Consider the following 16,705-nt stretch of genomic DNA (forward strand, 5'->3'; position numbering starts at 1 on the left):
AGATTGCGTAGGGTGGATAGGCGCAGGCGCCATCCACCGTTTACTCCGCTCGCCAACGTGGCGGTGCGATCTGCTACATCTTGCCTACAGATTCTCGCCGTTGCTGGCGATGACTTCTTTGTACCAGTTAAAGCTTTTCTTACGCGAGCGGGACATATCGCCGGTGCCATCGTCGTGCTTGTTAACATAAATAAAGCCGTAGCGTTTGCTGTACTGGCCGGTGGTGAAAGAAACGCAGTCGATGCAGCCCCACGGGGTGTAGCCCATCAGATCAACGCCGTCATAAGTGACCGCTTTTATCATCTCTGCAACGTGCGCTTTCAGATAATCGATGCGGTAATCGTCGTTGATAGCACCGTCTTCCTCGACTTTATCGTAAGCGCCGAAGCCGTTCTCGACGATAAACAGCGGCTTCTGGTAGCGTTCGTACAGTTCACACAGCGCGTAACGCAGGCCAACCGGGTCAATCTGCCAGCCCCAGTCGGAGGCTTTAACGTGCGGGTTTGGTACGCTCCCCTGGAAACCAGACAGCGCATCGCCCGACCCGCCTTCTGCCTTCACGGCGTTAGTCATGTAATAGCTGAAACCGAGATAATCGCACACGCCTTCACGCAGGATTTGCTCATCGCCCGCTTCCATTTTGATGTTGAACTCGCGGCGTTCCCACTCGTTCAGTACGTAAGACGGGTAGTAGCCGCGCAGCTGAACGTCGGTAAAGACATAACGCTCGCGCATGGATTCCTGGGCGTACATCACATCTTCTGGCTTGCAGGAGAATGGGTATAGCGGCACCATCGCCAGCATGCAGCCGATTTGCATCTCCGGGTTAATGCGATGGCCGATTTTCACCGCCATGGCGCTTGCCACGAACTGGTGATGCAGAACCTGATACATCACCTCTTCCGGATTGTCGTGTTCGGTATAAACCACGCCGGAGCAGCAGTAGCCGAACAGGGGAGCGCGCCAGTTACGCTGGTTATTGATCTCGTTAAAGGTCATCCAGTATTTCACTTTGCTCCTGTAGCGCTCGAACACCGCCTCAGCAAAGCGAACAAAGAAATCAACGACTTTACGGTTGGTCCAGCCGCCGTATTCCGTGACCAGGTGATGAGGCATCTCGAAGTGGGAGAGGGTGATCACCGGCTCGATATTGTGCTTTAACAGCTCGTCAAACATATCGTCGTAGAATTTCAGGCCCTCTTCGTTTGGCTGCTGCTCGTCGCCTTTAGGGAAAATACGCGTCCAGGCAATGGAGGTACGAAAACACTTAAAGCCCATTTCGGCAAACAGTTTAATGTCTTCTTTGTAACGCCCGTGGAAGTCGATAGCTTCATGGTTCGGGTAATATTTACCGGGAATAACTTCCTGTGTGATTTCGCGAGGAACCCCGTGCGCGCCGCCTGTCAGCACGTCACAAATGCTTGGGCCTTTACCTTCTTTATTCCAGCCGCCTTCTACCTGATGCGCGGCAACCGCGCCGCCCCACAAAAAGTCTTTTGGCAAGGTCAATTTTTTCATATTTTTTATCCCGTTGTTAGCGCCAATAATAATGTGCGATACATCACAAGCTGGCGTTACGTTAATAAATCCTGCTCTGGAGTCTAACAAAGGAGAGGTAATTGTCACGATATAACAAATTATCCGTTTCGTGATTTGTTACATATAAAAAACAGCCTGTTTTTTTACGCCATTTTTTTCGCCAGTTTACGGCCAATGGTCTCTAAGATATAAATAACGGGGATCTGCGTGGTAATGTCATAGACGCCAGCGACTCGCGTCAGCGGAATATGCCAGGAGATATTAAAATCAGCGAGCTTCGCCAGCGCTGAGTTTTCGTGGCTGGTAATCGACATCACCTTACAGTTGTGAAGGCTGAACTGGCTGGCAAAGCGCAGGATCTCTTCCGTCTCGCCTGAAACAGAAAGCACGATCGCCAGCGCATTTTTTGCCATATCATTGGTGACCGGGAAATAAGGATCGTCAATATGGTTGCTGAATTTACCCACGTTTGAAAAGAAACGTGCGCCATATTTGGCTAAAGCACCGGAGGTCCCCGCGCCGACAAATATAATCCTTTCAGATGAGCAAATAATATCAACCGCAAGGGCGATTAAATTATCGAATTCTTCATTATTGGTACTTTTGAAAAAGCTAATTATTTCGCTGGGGCCAAAATTCGTCAACGGCTCATCGTTTTGTTCCAGATATAATTTAAAGCGTACGCGAAACTCGGAATAACCGTCACAGTTCAGCTTACGGCAAAAGCGCAGCACGGTAGTGGTGGAAACGCCCGCGCCGTCGGCCAGTTCGCGAATGGTCATGTACATTACTTTGTCACGATTTTTAATGACATAGTTGTAGACCATCATTTCCAGGCCGTTGAGATTAGCAATCGCCGCGTGAGTAAACATCGTACATCTTCCTGAAGTTACAGCCGTGAGCCGGTAAGAAAGTTTAGCGCAGCCAGCCTTTTTTCTGCGCAACATATAAATGGCTGACGACATGTTGCCATAATTCCGGCCAGCTTTCGCCCACCTGTGCATTACGGGTTAACACCTGCTCAAGAGAGATATTATTTTCGCGCCAGCTTTGCCCCTCATTATACAGATTCTGTAATACAGGCAAAATGCGATCCAGCGCGCCGGCAAAGCGGGCATCGGCACTTATACCCGCCTCGTATTCCAGCCAGAGCGTGAGAAATTCACGGCTTTGCGGCTCGGGTAATAAACCAAACAGGCGCGTCGCTGCCGCCGCTTCCTTTTCGGCTACGGCTGCGCGTGCGGCCACATCATAAACCAGAACATCACCCACATCGATTTCCACAATGTCATGCAACAGCGCCATTTGTACCACCCGCGAAATATTGACTTCCGCAGGCGCAAAAGGAGCAAGGCTCATCGCCGCAACGGCAAAATGCCAGCTATGCTCGGCGGAATTTTCCTGACGGCGATGGCCGATAATTTTTGTCCGACGCTCAACAAGCTTGAGCTTGTCGATTTCCATCAGAAAAGCAATAACATCGCTCATCGTGCCAAAGGTGAGAGGGGACATAGCTATTCTCCAGATATTTTAAGCAGCCAGGGCAATTGTACAGGTGTGCCTCACGCCGCTGACAGATTTATTTTAGCGTACACGTGTTTACTGGAATCATTCTCAGCTATGCTGGCCGTGCTGCATTTTTCATCTTAAGTCTCACCTGGAGTAGCCTTATGGCTGACAAACCAATCAAAGCACCTGGATATTCACTGGCTGAGGAAATAGCCAACAGTGTCACTCACGGTATCGGGCTGGTGTTCGGAATTGTCGGGCTGGTGCTGTTGCTGGTTCAGGCTATCGCCGCTAACGCCAGCGCCATGGCAATCACCAGCTATAGCCTTTACGGCGGCAGCATGGTTTTGCTGTTCCTCGCCTCCACGCTTTATCATGCCGTTCCCCATCAGCGTGCGAAACGCTGGCTTAAGAAATTTGACCATTGCGCCATCTACCTGCTTATCGCCGGTACCTATACCCCGTTCTTGCTCGTCGGGCTGGATTCACCTTTTGCCCACGGCATGATGGTGGTTATCTGGGGGCTCGCGCTGGCAGGTATTCTCTTCAAGCTGACCATTGCGCACCGCTTCAAGATGCTGTCGCTGGTGACCTATTTGCTGATGGGCTGGCTGTCGCTTGCGGTGGTTTATCAACTGGCGATGAAGCTTGATGCAGGCAGCGTAACGTTGCTGGCCGCGGGCGGGGTGATTTACTCGCTGGGCGTTATTTTCTATGTCTGCAAGCGTATCCCTTACAATCACGCTATCTGGCACGGTTTCGTGCTGGGCGGCAGCCTATGCCACTTCCTCGCTATCTATTTATACCTTCGCTGATACGTAATGCCCCTGGGATACAGGGGCATTGGCCAGGATTTTAACGCTCTTCCAGTGAATAAGGCAGCGGCTCAATAGCCAGTTCGCTGCCGTTGTCTTCCCGTACGCGGAAAACGGTGTCCGGTTCGAGATCGTTATTCATAACGGCCTGAATAAGCACGCGGCCATCGTCCAGCTGGCTTGCAGCAAGCACTGTGCCGGTACGACGCCAGTTATCGCCCATTTTCATCTCCAGATCTTCGCCAGCTTCCGGCTGGCGGGAAGCGCTGCCTGCGAGATACCAAAGCGCTCGTTTGTTAGCCCCGCGAAACTTCGCGCGTGCTACCATTTCCTGGCCGGTATAACACCCTTTTTTAAAGCTGATGCCGCCCAGCGCCTGAAGGTTTGTCGCCTGTGGGATAAACTGCGCGCTGTTGGCGCTATCAATCACCGCCAGACCGCCTTCAATATCCAGCGCCAGCCACTGTTGGCTGTCATTAAGCTGTGCTTCGCCGCGTAGTTTTTCGACTAGCGTCTGCGCTGTGGCGGCATCTGTGACCAACATGAACCGTTCGGCAGGCAGGTTGAACCACAGCAGGGTAGTAACGCCGTCCTGGACGACAGGATTTTCTTTATCCGGCAGGGCTGCAAAAAGATTCGCCAGCGCTGCGCGAGCCTGGAAACCAGCAAGCCCCAGCAGTACGCTTTCGTTGTCTGGCGTCATCGTCACCTTTGAGAACACGGCGTATTTTTTCAGTTCCGCCAGCTGTGCTTCCTGAAGGTTACGACGTTCGATAAAGGCGAAACCTTCGCCGCGATGGAACAGGCGCAGGTTGCTCCACATTTTGCCTTTGGCGTCGCAATGGGCGCAAAGCAGATGCTGGCTGGAGCCCAGGTTTGCTACGTCGGCGGTGACCTGTCCCTGCAGGTACTTTTCAGCATCTGCGCCAGTCACGTTTACGAGCGCCCAGTCATCAAGGGTCATCAGCGTCAGCGGCAGGCGAGCCGCGGCCGTGGGCTGACGGGGAGGAAACGGGTTGAAAGCCATAATTTTTCCTGGGTTAATCAACAGATGTTTGAGTTTAATGGTAAAAGAGCCGCCCGCTAATGCAAGCGGTTTGATGGCGCGAATTGTGCCGTTTCGGGCTGGCTCGCAGTGTAAATGTAACGAGAGCCGGTTGCGGTTATTTCTTCAGAGAAAGTGCGCAGATGGCAACATTCAGGTAATACGCGTGAAGAAAACACGTTACACTATCACTCGTATTTTACACATAAGTCTAAGCAGGAAAGAGCAGATGGATATCAATAACAAAGCCCGCATTCACTGGGCATGCCGCCGCGGAATGCGCGAGCTCGATATTTCGATTATGCCGTTCTTTGAGCATGAATATGACACGTTAAGCGACGAGGATAAGCAGCTATTTATCCGTCTTCTGGAATGCGACGATCCTGACCTTTTCAACTGGTTGATGAATTATGGTGAACCGGCAGACTCAGCGTTGCAGCGTATGGTGAAGCTTATCCAAACACGGAATAGAGAACGTGGTCCTGTGGCAATCTGATCTTCGTGTCTCCTGGCGGGCGCAGTGGTTATCCCTGTTAGCCCACGGGCTGCTGGCGCTGGTTGTGCTGCTTCTGCCGTGGCCGATGAGCTATACGCTTATCTGGATGCTTTTACTTTCTCTGGTTGTTTTTGACAGCGTGCGCAGCCAGCGTCGGATTCATGCGACTCAGGGCGAGATCAAACTGCTGACCAATTATCACCTGAAGTGGCAGGATAAAGAGTGGGAAATCGTCGGCACGCCGTGGATGTTACGCAGCGGCATGATGTTGCGAATCCGCCAGACGCGCAAAACCCGTTGCCAGCATTTGTGGCTGGCAGCCGACAGCATGGATAGCGGTGAGTGGCGGGATTTACGCCGCCTGCTTTTGCAACAGCAGGCGAGCGGCAGCGGCCAGGCTTAGGCCTCCGTCAGGCGAATCTGTCAGCCATTTCACTTAAAATTTGCTCGCACCAGCTCTGAATGCGTTCATCGCTCAGATCGTACTGGTTGGTTTCATCCAGTGCGAGGCCAACAAACAGTTGCCCGTCGGCGATAACAGGTTTAGCGCTTGTAAATTCATAGCCTTCGGTTGGCCAGTAACCGATAAACTGCGCGCCACGGGGAAGCAGTTTGTCATGCAGCATACCCAGCGCGTCGAGGAACCATTCGCCGTAGCCTAGCTGGTCGCCCATTCCGTACAGGGCGACGAGTTTGCCTGCCAGATTCAGGTTATCTAACTGCGCCCAGACGGCTTCCCAGTCTTCCTGCAGCTCGCCGAAATCCCAGGTCGGGATGCCGAGGATCAGCACATCGTACTGTTCCATTTGCGCGGGGGAGTCATCTTTTAAATTATGCAGCGTCACCAGCTCCGGGCCGATGATGTCACGAATCTTTTCGGCAGCCATTTCGGTATAGCAGGTGCTGGAGCCATAAAAAAGGCCAATGTTCATAGCGATAACAACTCATTTAATAACGTGCAGGCTGGCAAGTGTACCAGATCCCATTACGCATCATGCATAATGGACGCAACTCAGGCTTAAGTGAGGCTCCAGTGGAACAGGATCTGGCCCGTATTGAACAATTTCTTGATGCGCTTTGGCTCGAAAAAAATCTGGCTGAGAACACGCTAACCTCGTATCGCCGCGATTTGAAAATGGTTGCGGAATGGTTAGAGCGCCATAGCTTAACGTTGTTGTCGGTGCAGGCGGGCGATCTCCAGTCCCTGTTTGCCGAGCGTCTGGAAGGGGGCTATAAAGCCACAAGCTCTGCACGTATGTTAAGCGCTATTCGGCGTTTGTTTCAGTATCTCTACCGTGAAAAAGCACGCGATGACGATCCGAGCGCTTTGCTTTCTTCACCTAAATTACCGCAGCGTTTACCGAAAGATCTCAGCGAAGCACAGGTTGAACGTCTGCTTCAGGCACCTTGCCTCGACCAGCCCATCGAGTTACGCGATAAAGCGATGCTGGAATTATTGTATGCTACCGGCCTGCGCGTGTCTGAGCTGGTGGGCCTGTCGATGAGCGATATCAGCCTGCGTCAGGGCGTGGTGCGGGTTATTGGTAAAGGGAATAAAGAACGTCTGGTGCCGCTGGGCGAAGAGGCGGTCTACTGGCTGGAAAGCTATCTTGAACACGGACGTCCGTGGCTGTTAAATGGGCAATCTCTCGACGTTCTGTTCCCCAGCCAGCGGGCGCAGCAGATGACCAGACAAACGTTCTGGCACCGCATCAAGCATTACGCGGTAATTGCAGGAATTGATAGCGAAAAGCTTTCTCCTCATGTCCTGCGCCACGCTTTTGCCACGCATTTGCTGAACCACGGCGCGGATTTACGTGTCGTACAGATGCTTCTTGGACACAGCGATTTGTCCACTACACAGATTTATACTCATGTAGCGACCGAACGTTTACGTCAGCTACATCAACAGCACCACCCGCGGGCGTGAGTGCCAGGATAAAGGAATCATGATGAAAAAAAGTCTCTTGCTGCTCTCGCTGTTGGCGGCGTCTGTCTCCGGTTTTGCTCACGCTGACGATGCGGCAATCAAACAATCGCTGGCGAAGTTGGGCGTGCAGAGCGCGGATATTCAGGCTGCTCCCGTTGGCGGAATGAAAACTGTATTGACCGACAGCGGCGTGCTGTACGTGACAGAAGACGGCAAGCATATTATTCAGGGCCCGCTTTACGATGTCAGCGGCGCACAGCCGGTAAACGTCACCAATCAACTGCTGACAGGCAAACTGAACTCGCTTGAAAAAGAGATGATCGTTTATAAGGCGCCGCAGGAAAAACACGTTATCACCGTATTCACCGACATCACCTGCGGCTATTGCCACAAGCTGCATGAAGAGATGAAAGACTATAACGCGCTGGGCATTACCGTGCGTTATCTCGCCTTCCCGCGCCAGGGGCTGCAAAGCCAGGCCGAAAGCGACATGAAATCCATCTGGTGTGCAAAAGACCGCAATAAAGCGTTTGATGCCGCGATGAAAGGCGATGCGGTGCCTGCTGCGAGCTGTGCAACCAACATCGCTAATCACTACAACCTCGGCGTGCAGTTTGGCGTGCAGGGTACGCCAGCTATCGTGCTGAGCAACGGAACGGTGATTCCCGGTTATCAGGGACCGAAAGAGATGAAACAAATGCTGGATGCGCACCAGCAGTTGAGCAAAGTAAGTGGTTAATAACTGGTGAAAAAACAAACGCAACTTCGCCGCCGGGTCGTGGATGACACGGCGGTCTTACCGGCGGGTTTACCTCCGCTGTTAAAACGCCTCTACGCCAGCCGCGGAGTGCGTGGCGAACAGGACCTGGAACGCAGCGTAAAAGGAATGCTGCCCTGGCAGCAGCTCAACGGCATGGAACAGGCCGTTGAAATCCTGCACAACGCTTTCCGTGAAGGGCGGCGCATTATCGTCGTTGGTGATTTCGATGCGGATGGCGCAACCAGCACGGCGTTAAGCGTGCTGGCATTACGTAGCCTCGGCGGTACAAACGTGGGCTATCTGGTGCCGAACCGTTTTGATGATGGCTATGGTTTAAGCCCGGAAGTGGTGGATCAGGCCCATGCCCGCGGCGCGCAATTGATTCTGACGGTTGATAACGGCATTTCATCCCATAGCGGCGTTGAACGTGCGCACGAGCTGGGCATTCCGGTGATCGTAACCGATCATCACCTGCCCGGCACGGAGCTCCCGGCAGCGGAAGCCATCATTAACCCGAACCTGGTTGACTGCGAATTTCCGTCCAAATCACTCGCGGGCGTAGGCGTTGCGTTTTATTTGATGCTCGCGCTGCGTGCACATTTGCGCGGCTGCGGCTGGTTTGAGCAGCAGAGGCTGGCAATGCCCAACCTGGCTGAGTTTCTCGATCTCGTCGCGCTTGGCACCGTGGCTGACGTGGTTCCGCTGGACGCCAACAACCGTATCCTCACCTGGCAAGGTCTGAGCCGTATCCGCGCAGGAATTTGCCGTCCGGGCATTAAGGCGCTGCTCGAAGTTGCCAATCGTGAGCCGCATAAACTGGCGGCCAGCGATCTGGGCTTTGCCCTGGGGCCGCGCCTGAACGCGGCGGGGCGTCTGGACGATATGTCCGTTGGCGTGGCGCTTCTGCTAAGCGACAACATCGGCGAGGCGCGCATGCTCGCTAACGAACTTGATGCGCTCAATCAGACGCGCAAAGAGATAGAGCAGGGCATGCAGATTGAAGCGTTGACCCTGTGTGAAAAGCTTGAGCGCAGCAATGAAGCGCTGCCCTATGGCCTCGCGATGTATCATCCCGAATGGCATCAGGGCGTGGTTGGTATTCTCGCATCGCGTATTAAAGAACGTTTCCACCGTCCCGTTATCGCTTTTGCACCGGCTGGCGACGGCACCCTTAAAGGGTCCGGACGCTCGATTCAGGGGCTGCATATGCGCGATGCCCTGGAGCGGCTGGATACGCTGAATCCCGGCCTGATATTAAAATTCGGCGGTCATGCCATGGCTGCGGGATTATCGCTGGAAGAAAAGCACTTCGAAGCGTTCAGCCAGCGCTTCGGTGAGCTGGTGGGCGAATGGCTCGATCCTGCCCTGCTGCAGGGTGAAATCTGGTCCGACGGGTCGCTTGCGCCACAGGAGATGACGCTTGACGTTGCCGAAATGCTGCGCGATGCCGGGCCATGGGGACAGATGTTCCCGGAACCGTTATTCGACGGTAAATTCCGTCTGTTGCAGCAGCGCCTGGTAGGGGAACGTCACCTTAAGGTGATGGTTGAACCTTTGGGCGGCGGTCCGCTGCTGGACGGCATCGCGTTTAACGTCGATACCACCTGCTGGCCGGACAACAGCGTGCGCGAAGTGGAACTGGCCTATAAGCTCGATGTAAATGAGTTTCGCGGCAACAGAACAGTGCAGCTTTTGATAGACCACCTCTGGCCGATTTAACGCCAACCAGTGCTACAAAGTGCAGCGTAATTCCGGTAAACTTTCCGGTTTACGATCGCATTCCGTCTTCTGACATCAACATAAGAAATTAAGCATGTTTGAAATTAACCCGGTAAAAAACCGCATCCAGGATCTCACCGAGCGCAGCGACGTTCTTAGGGGGTATCTTTGACTACGATGCCAAGAAAGAGCGCCTGGAAGAAGTAAACGCAGAGCTGGAACAGCCTGATGTGTGGAACGAACCTGAACGCGCGCAGGCGCTGGGTAAAGAGCGTTCTGCACTGGAAGCGATTGTCGAAACCTTAGATCAAATGACCCAGGGGCTGGATGACGTTTCCGGTTTGCTGGAGCTGGCCATTGAAGCCGACGACGAAGAAACCTTTAACGAAGCCGTTGTCGAGCTGGATCAGTTAGAAGCCAAACTGGCGCAGCTTGAGTTTCGTCGCATGTTCTCAGGCGATTACGACAGCGCCGACTGCTATATCGATATCCAGGCAGGCTCCGGCGGTACCGAAGCGCAGGACTGGGCAAGCATGCTTATGCGTATGTACCTACGCTGGGCCGAAGCGCGCGGGTTTAAGACCGAAATCATCGAAGAGTCCGAAGGCGAAGTCGCGGGCATCAAGTCCGTGACTATTCGTATTCAGGGCGAATACGCTTTTGGCTGGCTGCGTACCGAAACCGGGGTGCACCGTCTGGTGCGTAAGAGTCCGTTTGACTCCGGCGGCCGTCGCCATACCTCCTTTAGCTCCGCCTTTGTCTATCCGGAAGTGGATGACGACATTGATATCGAAATCAACCCGGCCGACCTGCGCATCGACGTATACCGTGCGTCAGGTGCGGGCGGTCAGCACGTTAACCGTACAGAATCTGCGGTGCGTATTACCCACATTCCGACCAACACCGTGACCCAGTGCCAGAACGACCGTTCGCAGCATAAGAACAAAGATCAGGCCATGAAGCAGATGAAAGCGAAGCTATACGAGCTGGAAATGCAGAAGAAAAATGCTGAGAAGCAGGCGGCGGAAGATAACAAATCGGATATCGGCTGGGGCAGCCAGATTCGTTCTTACGTCCTTGACGACTCCCGTATCAAAGACTTGCGTACCGGGGTTGAAACCCGCAACACGCAGGCGGTACTGGATGGCGATCTGGACAAATTTATCGAAGCAAGTTTGAAAGCAGGGTTATGAGGAACCAACATGTCTGAACAACAAGCACAGGGCACCGAAGCGGCAGTCGATCTTAATAATGAACTCAAAGCTCGCCGCGAGAAGCTGGCTGGCCTGCGCGAGCAGGGCATTGCCTTCCCGAACGACTTCCGTCGTGAACATACCTCTGACCTTCTGCATGCAGACTTTGACGGTAAAGAAAACGAAGAACTCGAAGATCTCAACATCGAAGTGACCGTTGCTGGCCGTATGATGACTCGTCGTATCATGGGTAAAGCATCTTTCGTGACGTTGCAGGACGTTGGCGGTCGTATTCAACTGTACGTTGCCCGTGACGATTTGCCAGAAGGCATCTACAACGAGCAGTTCAAAAAATGGGATCTCGGCGATATCCTCGGCGCGCGCGGCAAGCTGTTTAAAACTAAAACCGGCGAGCTGTCTGTTCACTGTACCGAGCTGCGCCTGCTGACCAAAGCCCTGCGTCCGCTGCCAGATAAATTCCACGGCCTGCAGGATCAGGAAGCTCGTTATCGCCAGCGTTATCTGGATTTGATCTCCAACGACGAATCCCGTAACACCTTTAAAGTGCGTTCGCGGATCATGTCGGGCATTCGTAACTTCATGGTTGAACGCGGCTTTATGGAAGTCGAAACGCCAATGATGCAGGTGATCCCAGGCGGCGCGTCCGCTCGCCCTTTCATCACCCATCACAATGCGCTGGATATCGACATGTACCTGCGTATCGCGCCAGAGCTCTATCTTAAGCGCCTGGTTGTGGGCGGCTTCGAGCGCGTATTCGAAATTAACCGTAACTTCCGTAACGAAGGTATTTCCCCGCGTCATAACCCAGAGTTCACCATGATGGAACTCTATATGGCGTATGCGGATTACAAAGATCTGATTGAGCTGACCGAATCCCTGTTCCGTACGCTCGCGCATGAAGTGCTTGGTACCGCGCAGGTGCAATACGGCGAAGAGATTTTTGACTTCGACCAGCCGTTCGCGAAGCTCACCATGCGCGAAGCAATCAAAAAATACCGTCCGGAAACCGACATTGCGGATCTGGATGATATGGGCAAAGCGCTGGAGATCGCGGCTTCCATCGGCATCAAAGTTGAGAAAAGCTGGGGCCTGGGCCGCGTAGTGACCGAAATCTTCGAAGAAGTGGCAGAAAGCCATCTGATTCAGCCGACCTTTATTACTGAATATCCGGCAGAAGTATCTCCGCTGGCGCGTCGTAACGACGAGAACCCAGAGATCACCGATCGCTTCGAGTTCTTTATCGGCGGCCGTGAAATCGGTAACGGCTTCTCGGAGCTGAATGATGCGGAAGACCAGGCGCAGCGCTTTGCTGACCAGGTTTCTGCAAAAGACGCAGGCGACGACGAAGCGATGTTCTTCGACGAAGATTACGTGACTGCGCTGGAGCACGGCCTGCCGCCTACGGCCGGTCTGGGCATAGGAATCGACCGCATGGTTATGCTGTTCACCAACAGCCACACCATCCGTGACGTTATCCTGTTCCCTGCGCTGCGTCCGGTTAAGTAAGCTGCTTTTGTTCCTCCCTTCGGGGAGGAATATATCTCCTGTGTGTTTGTTTCAGAGGCCTGGTTTGCGCAAGGAAAGCATCGTCAGTAAATGGAAACGTAATGTCATCGTCCTGCTTCTGGGCCTGTTACTTGCCGCCTGCTCATCCAATAAAGCCAGCACTTCTAAAGCAGGCAGCTACAGCGGATCGGTTTATACCGTTAAACGGGGTGACACGCTTTATCGCATCTCGCGTATGACCGGCTCAAGCGTCGGCGCACTGGCAAGTCTTAACGGTATATCCGCGCCTTATACGCTTGAGATCGGCCAAAAAATCCGTGTAAAACGCAGCGGCGGCAGCACCGCAAAGAAAAAAACAGCCGTTGCGAAATCCGCAAAACCTCGTTCTTCGTCCAGCAACACAAGCGTGGCAAAAGTCGCGGCTCCTCCGGTAGGTGCAAGATGCTGGCGCTGGCCAGCCAGCGGCAAAATTATCGAGCCGTTCTCCAGCAGCGATGGTGGGAACAAAGGGATTGATATTGCCGGCGCTCGCGGGCAACCGATCTATGCATCCGCAGCAGGTACGGTGGTTTACGTTGGCAATCAGCTAAGGGGCTACGGCAACCTGGTGATGATTAAACACAGCGAAGACTACATCACCGCTTATGCCCATAACGACACCACGCTTGTGAATAACGGGCAAAAGGTGAGTGCAGGGCAGAAAATTGCCACGATGGGCAGCAGCGGCTCAGATTTGGTGAATCTGCATTTCCAGATCCGTTACCGCGCTACGGCACTGGATCCGCAGCGATATTTACCGCCGCAGGGCAGCAGGCCATCCTGCTAGCGACAGCCAGACAACCGTTTAAAATACCATCACTTAGCGGCATTCCCTCTTGTCACCTTACGCCGGAGGGTTATAATGCCGGTGCTTCTCAAAAAGCGGGTGTAGTTCAATGGTAGAACGGCAGCTTCCCAAGCTGCATACGAGGGTTCGATTCCCTTCACCCGCTCCAGATCTCTCCCCTTGTTGCAAAACACCGCCAGTTACTGGCTTAATGTGTTTCGCTATCAACAAGTTACTTAACATAAGTTGTCTGTGATCGTTCTACCATTGAACGACAATTTACCAACAAGAGGTACACTGTTAGTTGTCACGGATAGTTACTATGGAAGTAAGAGTATAACTATTCGGCGGCGGCAGTTATAGCCCTCACACCGCGATAGCACAACGTGAAGGAAAAGCCTGATCCGGGCATTGTCTCTTACAGCAGACTGATCACACGCATTCAAGCCCGATGTGCGGCTCTGTGAGCCACGTAAACAGGTTTATGGCGATAACGTACCTACAAACGACATGTAGGCTCTATCAGCGTTTCAGCCACGCTCCCGCAAGGGTACACGGTTATCCTGATAAGGTGTGATCCCTCTGACAATCTGATGAAGTCGCTACGCTCCGCTTGTTGCTGTATCACCAACGGGGCTTTATGGCTTCTATTGTCTAAAATCAGGGAAAAGGGGGAAGGCTGGATCTCTCCAGCCTTTGGCGGTCATCTCACTTTCTTGAAGATAAGCAAGGCCAAAACAAGGCAAATGGCGCTCCCGACAAATGCAATGATTAAGAGGTTATCCATTGACCGCGATAAGTCATCTATGATCGCTTCACATAAACGGGCTTCCATCTGACCTGTTGAAGGGGGGCCGTTGTATTTCCGGGTTAGCCCAAAATCAAGCACTGGTATCATCAAGGCGATAGAGTAGATGGCGAATACTAAAGCAATGCCTCCCCATCGAAGGATAGCCTTTGCTTTATTCGTCAATGTCATACGAACCACCTAAAACGCCGCCAATTGTGCCACCAGAATAACCCGAAGATGATCCAACCGCTGACGCACTGTTAGCAAGCCCTTCCTCCACTTGCCCTGTGAGGCTTTCAGAGCTTGGTTTGAAGTGTTCGATGTTCGGATACTGTTCTCTAAACGCGCTGGTTACCTCCAAAACGTTCATTGAGGACAGAGCGCCACTCTTCTCCGTCAAATAACGCTGTAAAGATACGGGAATAGTGAAATCTTCTTCATTTTCGATACGAAGTTGCGTTGTTGTTGATGTGTAACTGGTATCGAAGATTTTAGTCCCTGCCTCTCTGATCACTTGCACTGTGTGAGTTGTGCAGTTGCTGCCAGTCAGATCGTAAACGTCGATCACCTTTCCGCGTCGTTTAGTACGATCTCCCATCGCATCCGTGAAAACTGGTGTTTTACCGGAGTTCCATAGAGATTCAAAAATCCTGCGGGTTTCCTCAGGTGTGACGTCTTCGATCTGGAATACTCTCGCTTGGTATTTGTAGAGTTCTTCGCGGTAGTAAAGACGAGCATCATCGCCAGTTAGGAAGTTAAGAATCCCATCGCCCGTTAATGTAGCGGGGCCTTTCCTACCAAAGCGCCCGTAGGTGTATACGTAGATCGAGTTATTTTCATGCACTGAAACGAAAGCGTGTCCTGCATCGGTGATTTCTGTCCAGATGTAAACGCCGTTCAATAACTGGTTATCTTCTGGCTTGCAGGTGTCAGCAAAGCTGTTTTGCTTCTTCGCTGCCTGTGCGTGCTGCACTGGCTCTACAGGCGCTATCGCCCAAGAAGGGGTATTCACCTCAACTGTGCCAGGCGCGATAAGAAAATTAGTACCCTGTGGACAACCGCAGTGGATTTCTGCACCGTCCACCGCGACTGCGGCGCTATTTGAGCAGCGAGGATCACCGCTCACTATCACCCCCCCTTCCCCGCATTTAGGGCAAGGGGTGGTCTTATCGCCGATATAGAGTTTCCACTTGCCCATGACAGACATACCGGGGCGGGCGGCAATACATTGTGCGCCTGTAGATGTTTTATCTCCGTGTAGACCAACGTTCTTACCGTGAACTGTGCAGCCTCTGTTAACCGATGCCATAGTGACCGCCTTATTTCAGAAAGTTTTCTGGCAACGATTCCCCTGCCCGGACTACTCTTCTTCCGGCATTTTGTGGGCAGCTAATAATTTCATCGCCGTTATCAAGCGAGCTACCAACAAGGGCGATAGATTCGCCTGGTGTGTTTCCCGCACCATTGGTGATCTTCGCGGACGTTCCATCTGGGTAACGCACTTCATCGCCAACACGAGACACGTTTAGCACTGTGCCCTCATCAAGTTTGATCTGCCGTCCGTTATATTCACTGAAAACTTTCCCACCATTACGTGTCAAGCTGCCCTCTGTAGCGATCAGATAAGCTGCTGTAACTGGATGAGCGAGATTGTAGGCGTTTTGTTTTTCGATGAGAGAACGGGCTTCATCGTTCATTCCGGCGAGTTGTTCGGCTGTAAATGGTGATTCGTCAAAAGCTGCCAGCATTTCTGGTGTAAGTTCGTTGGTGTACTGCTTCATAAGTCCCTCTACTTGATATGGAAATAATTTCTGTGGCTATTTTACAAACAATGACCACATGAGCAACAAGTATTAGACCTAAGTGAAACTTCGTTTCGTAACAGAAGGTTATCCGGTAAAATTGTGGGAATTGGTCTTCGGTAAATTTCAGTTAGGGGATGTTATGGCAGGTGTATTGGCAAGTACGGCGGCTGCGGTTGGAATCCTTGATAAAGCGGTGAGTATCACTCAGAAGCTGGCGAATAACAGTGATGAACTGGACAAGGCTACGCTCAAACTTGAGTTGGCTAATCTGATGGTTGAACTTGCTAACGCCAAGATAGAAGCCGTGACAATGCAGACGTTGCTGTTTGATTCTGAACAGAAAAATAAGCAGCTTGAAGCGCAGTTGATAGATAAATCAACATTCGTTTTTAAGTCGCCGTTGTATTGGAAAGAAGGAGATGAAATTGAATCGCCACGGGTTTAACAGACACCTCTGAGTCATTTAAAATGGCTTAAAAAGAGGTGGACATGAGCAGTAAGCGTTATCCTGAAGCGTTTAAAATTGAAGCAGTCAAACAGGTTATTGAGCGTGGCCATTCTGTTTCCAGCGTTGCAACACGTCTCGATATCACTACCCACAGTCTTTACGCCTGGATAAAGAAGTACGGGCCGGACTCTTCCATCCACAAAGAACAGTCAGATGCTCAGGCTGAGATCCGCCGACTCCAGAAGGAACTGAAGCGGGTTACTGACGAACGGGATATATTAAAAAAAGCCGCGGCGTACTTCG

At 52.3% G+C, this 16,705-nt stretch carries 18 protein-coding genes and 1 tRNA gene; 12 read left to right on the forward strand and 7 right to left on the reverse strand.

Translation table 11 applies throughout. From position 1 onward, the window contains the following. Positions 1–84 precede the first annotated feature (84 nt). From E2L00_RS10305 to E2L00_RS10315, 3 genes are all read right to left on the reverse strand, one after another. A complete protein-coding gene (locus tag E2L00_RS10305; RefSeq protein WP_167610705.1) occupies positions 85–1,518 on the reverse strand; it encodes a 6-phospho-beta-glucosidase in 1,434 nt (477 codons plus the stop codon). A 164-nt stretch (positions 1,519–1,682) separates the two neighbouring features. Beyond that, positions 1,683–2,411, reverse strand: a complete 729-nt coding sequence (locus E2L00_RS10310; protein WP_167610708.1) for a MurR/RpiR family transcriptional regulator — start codon at positions 2,409–2,411, stop codon at positions 1,683–1,685. Positions 2,412–2,454: 43 nt separating this feature from the next. Continuing rightward, positions 2,455–3,051 carry an HD domain-containing protein gene (locus E2L00_RS10315; protein ID WP_167610711.1) on the reverse strand — a complete coding sequence of 199 codons (597 nt, stop codon included), beginning with the start codon at positions 3,049–3,051 and terminating at the stop codon, positions 2,455–2,457. 158 nt (positions 3,052–3,209) lie between these two features. On the opposite strand from E2L00_RS10315, the gene trhA reads away from it, so the two are divergent. Continuing rightward, positions 3,210–3,863 carry a PAQR family membrane homeostasis protein TrhA gene (trhA, locus tag E2L00_RS10320; protein WP_167610714.1) on the forward strand — a complete coding sequence of 218 codons (654 nt, stop codon included), beginning with the start codon at positions 3,210–3,212 and terminating at the stop codon, positions 3,861–3,863. A 40-nt stretch (positions 3,864–3,903) separates the two neighbouring features. On the opposite strand, the gene ygfZ is transcribed toward trhA, so the two are convergent. Beyond that, positions 3,904–4,890 (reverse strand): tRNA-modifying protein YgfZ, encoded by a 987-nt coding sequence (gene ygfZ / locus E2L00_RS10325; protein WP_167610716.1) that lies wholly within the window; start codon positions 4,888–4,890, stop codon positions 3,904–3,906. Between the two features lie 247 nt (positions 4,891–5,137). Here ygfZ and sdhE point away from each other — a divergent pair, with 247 nt between their 5' ends. Both sdhE and E2L00_RS10335 read left to right on the forward strand, forming a co-directional pair. Then, positions 5,138–5,404: an FAD assembly factor SdhE gene (sdhE, locus tag E2L00_RS10330; RefSeq protein WP_167610718.1), complete on the forward strand. Its 267-nt coding sequence runs from the start codon at positions 5,138–5,140 to the stop codon at positions 5,402–5,404. Continuing rightward, a complete protein-coding gene (locus tag E2L00_RS10335) occupies positions 5,385–5,807 on the forward strand; it encodes a protein YgfX (protein WP_167610721.1) in 423 nt (140 codons plus the stop codon). The genes sdhE and E2L00_RS10335 overlap by 20 nt, the downstream gene beginning before the upstream one ends. A gap of 7 nt (positions 5,808–5,814) precedes the next feature. Here the strand turns inward: E2L00_RS10335 and fldB are convergent, their stop codons facing one another. Further along, entirely contained in the window at positions 5,815–6,336 is a 522-nt protein-coding gene (gene fldB / locus E2L00_RS10340; protein ID WP_167610724.1) for a flavodoxin FldB, read from the reverse strand. 101 nt (positions 6,337–6,437) lie between these two features. On the opposite strand from fldB, the gene xerD reads away from it, so the two are divergent. From xerD to E2L00_RS10375, 7 genes are all read left to right on the forward strand, one after another. Further along, on the forward strand, positions 6,438–7,334 hold the full coding sequence (xerD, locus tag E2L00_RS10345; protein WP_167610807.1) for a site-specific tyrosine recombinase XerD: 897 nt from the start codon (positions 6,438–6,440) through the stop codon (positions 7,332–7,334). Positions 7,335–7,356: 22 nt separating this feature from the next. Next, a complete protein-coding gene (gene dsbC, locus E2L00_RS10350; protein WP_167610728.1) occupies positions 7,357–8,073 on the forward strand; it encodes a bifunctional protein-disulfide isomerase/oxidoreductase DsbC in 717 nt (238 codons plus the stop codon). 6 nt (positions 8,074–8,079) lie between these two features. Further along, positions 8,080–9,813, forward strand: coding sequence for a single-stranded-DNA-specific exonuclease RecJ (gene recJ, locus E2L00_RS10355; protein ID WP_167610731.1), 1,734 nt, complete (start codon positions 8,080–8,082; stop codon positions 9,811–9,813). Positions 9,814–9,907: 94 nt separating this feature from the next. Beyond that, positions 9,908–11,006 (forward strand): peptide chain release factor 2 gene (prfB, locus tag E2L00_RS10360; RefSeq protein WP_167610734.1). Its coding sequence is split into 2 segments (ribosomal slippage): positions 9,908–9,982 and positions 9,984–11,006, totalling 1,098 coding nucleotides; the frame shifts between segments, so codons are not numbered across the junction. Positions 11,007–11,015: 9 nt separating this feature from the next. Further along, positions 11,016–12,533 carry a lysine--tRNA ligase gene (gene lysS / locus E2L00_RS10365; protein WP_167610737.1) on the forward strand — a complete coding sequence of 506 codons (1,518 nt, stop codon included), beginning with the start codon at positions 11,016–11,018 and terminating at the stop codon, positions 12,531–12,533. Positions 12,534–12,597: 64 nt separating this feature from the next. After that, positions 12,598–13,359, forward strand: a complete 762-nt coding sequence (gene actS, locus E2L00_RS10370) for an amidase activator ActS (protein ID WP_167610740.1) — start codon at positions 12,598–12,600, stop codon at positions 13,357–13,359. A 95-nt stretch (positions 13,360–13,454) separates the two neighbouring features. After that, positions 13,455–13,528 (forward strand) — tRNA-Gly (locus E2L00_RS10375). 793 nt (positions 13,529–14,321) lie between these two features. Here the strand turns inward: E2L00_RS10375 and E2L00_RS10380 are convergent. Beyond that, complete coding sequence (locus tag E2L00_RS10380; RefSeq protein ID WP_167610743.1) at positions 14,322–15,458, reverse strand: PAAR domain-containing protein; 1,137 nt, start codon at positions 15,456–15,458, stop codon at positions 14,322–14,324. Between the two features lie 10 nt (positions 15,459–15,468). After that, positions 15,469–15,930, reverse strand: coding sequence for a PAAR domain-containing protein (locus E2L00_RS10385; protein ID WP_167610746.1), 462 nt, complete (start codon positions 15,928–15,930; stop codon positions 15,469–15,471). Positions 15,931–16,012: 82 nt separating this feature from the next. On the opposite strand from E2L00_RS10385, the gene E2L00_RS10390 reads away from it, so the two are divergent. Together E2L00_RS10390 and E2L00_RS10395 are read left to right on the forward strand one after the other, a co-directional pair. Beyond that, complete coding sequence (locus E2L00_RS10390; RefSeq protein WP_236127717.1) at positions 16,013–16,399, forward strand: hypothetical protein; 387 nt, start codon at positions 16,013–16,015, stop codon at positions 16,397–16,399. Between the two features lie 44 nt (positions 16,400–16,443). Next, a partial coding sequence (locus tag E2L00_RS10395) for a transposase (RefSeq protein WP_167610749.1) occupies positions 16,444–16,705 on the forward strand: 262 nt, incomplete at its 3' end.

Origin of the sequence: Cedecea colo, from assembly GCF_011808225.1 — a bacterium.
Taxonomy (GTDB): domain Bacteria; phylum Pseudomonadota; class Gammaproteobacteria; order Enterobacterales; family Enterobacteriaceae; genus Dryocola; species Dryocola colo.

Excerpts from the sequence above, each read along its gene's own strand:
- ygfZ (WP_167610716.1), bottom strand. The coding sequence starts at position 4,890 with ATGGCTTTCAACCCGTTTCCTCCCCGTCAGCCCACGGCCGCGGCTCGC.
- trhA (WP_167610714.1), top strand. The coding sequence starts at position 3,210 with ATGGCTGACAAACCAATCAAAGCACCTGGATATTCACTGGCTGAGGAA.
- sdhE (WP_167610718.1), top strand. The coding sequence starts at position 5,138 with ATGGATATCAATAACAAAGCCCGCATTCACTGGGCATGCCGCCGCGGA.
- E2L00_RS10380 (WP_167610743.1), bottom strand. The coding sequence starts at position 15,458 with ATGGCATCGGTTAACAGAGGCTGCACAGTTCACGGTAAGAACGTTGGT.
- E2L00_RS10310 (WP_167610708.1), bottom strand. The coding sequence starts at position 2,411 with ATGTTTACTCACGCGGCGATTGCTAATCTCAACGGCCTGGAAATGATG.
- lysS (WP_167610737.1), top strand. The coding sequence starts at position 11,016 with ATGTCTGAACAACAAGCACAGGGCACCGAAGCGGCAGTCGATCTTAAT.
- fldB (WP_167610724.1), bottom strand. The coding sequence starts at position 6,336 with ATGAACATTGGCCTTTTTTATGGCTCCAGCACCTGCTATACCGAAATG.
- E2L00_RS10305 (WP_167610705.1), bottom strand. The coding sequence starts at position 1,518 with ATGAAAAAATTGACCTTGCCAAAAGACTTTTTGTGGGGCGGCGCGGTT.
- dsbC (WP_167610728.1), top strand. The coding sequence starts at position 7,357 with ATGAAAAAAAGTCTCTTGCTGCTCTCGCTGTTGGCGGCGTCTGTCTCC.
- E2L00_RS10315 (WP_167610711.1), bottom strand. The coding sequence starts at position 3,051 with ATGTCCCCTCTCACCTTTGGCACGATGAGCGATGTTATTGCTTTTCTG.
- E2L00_RS10385 (WP_167610746.1), bottom strand. The coding sequence starts at position 15,930 with ATGAAGCAGTACACCAACGAACTTACACCAGAAATGCTGGCAGCTTTT.